Genomic DNA, 926 nt, shown 5'->3' on the forward strand with positions numbered 1-926 from the left:
TGTCAGCGTTGGAGGGTGAGGATTCCGGGGCGGTAGGGCAGGAGGCCGTAGTCGCCGCCGGAGTTGGGGGAGCGTCCTTGGTAGAGGAGTTGGAGGTTGCAGGGGTCGATGGTCATGGTTTGGTCGGCGTTGGTGCGGATGAGTTCGCCGTGGCTGATGTCGTTGGTCCAGGTGGCGCCGCTGTTGGCTTTGCCGGCGAAGGGGTTGCTTTCGGTGGTGGCCTGGGGGGTCCAGGTGCCGCCGAGGTTGGTGGCGGTGAAGGAGCGGAAGTAGCGGCCTTGGGAGCCGATGGCCTCGACGATCATGAGGTAGCGTTGTTGGCCTTGGAGTTTGTAGACCTGGACGCCTTCGAACAGGTTGTTCGTGGTGTCGGTCATGATGGTGGTGTAGTTGGAGCCGAAGCTGCCGGGGAAGTTGCCGATGGGCATGCTGGCGCGGTAGATGCGGCCGTTGTCTCCGGCGAAGAACAGGTACATGTTCTGGTCGTCACCGATGAGGGCCTGGTCGATCGGGCCGGTGCCGGAGTTGGAGATCGATCCGGTGAACAGGGTCTGGTGTGCTGACCAGCTGTTCACATCGGCGGGGTTGGTGGAGGTGCGGTAGGAGAACGCCGGTCCGCCCCACTGGTAGGCCAGGACCCAGATGTTGCGGGGCGCGAAGTAGAACAACGACGGCGCGACCGCGGCGAACGGCATCTGGTTCTGGCTGGCCGAGCCCATCTGGTTCCAGTTCGAGAACAACCCGAAGTTCATCGAACCCCACGACGTGCCCGTGTCGTGGGTCGTGGCGTAGACCAGGTGCTGACCGTTGAACGGCGCGTGCGTGAAGTCCTTCAACGACACCCACCCCGACCGAGGCTGCGCCAACGCACCCGACGACGACCACCGATACGACGACGGCAGATCACACGTACCACCAGGCGGCGG

General features: G+C 64.0%; 1 protein-coding gene. It reads right to left on the minus strand.

Going from position 1 to position 926, the window contains the following annotated elements; all coding sequences use genetic code 11:
• Window positions 1-2 precede the first annotated feature (2 nt).
• Window positions 3-926, minus strand: a 924-nt coding sequence (locus tag ACLQ2S_RS27135; RefSeq protein ID WP_425703818.1) for a non-reducing end alpha-L-arabinofuranosidase family hydrolase, incomplete at its 5' end; no start/stop codon positions are given.

This window comes from Micromonospora sp. DT48 (assembly GCF_049844495.1).
GTDB lineage: Bacteria > Actinomycetota > Actinomycetes > Mycobacteriales > Micromonosporaceae > Micromonospora.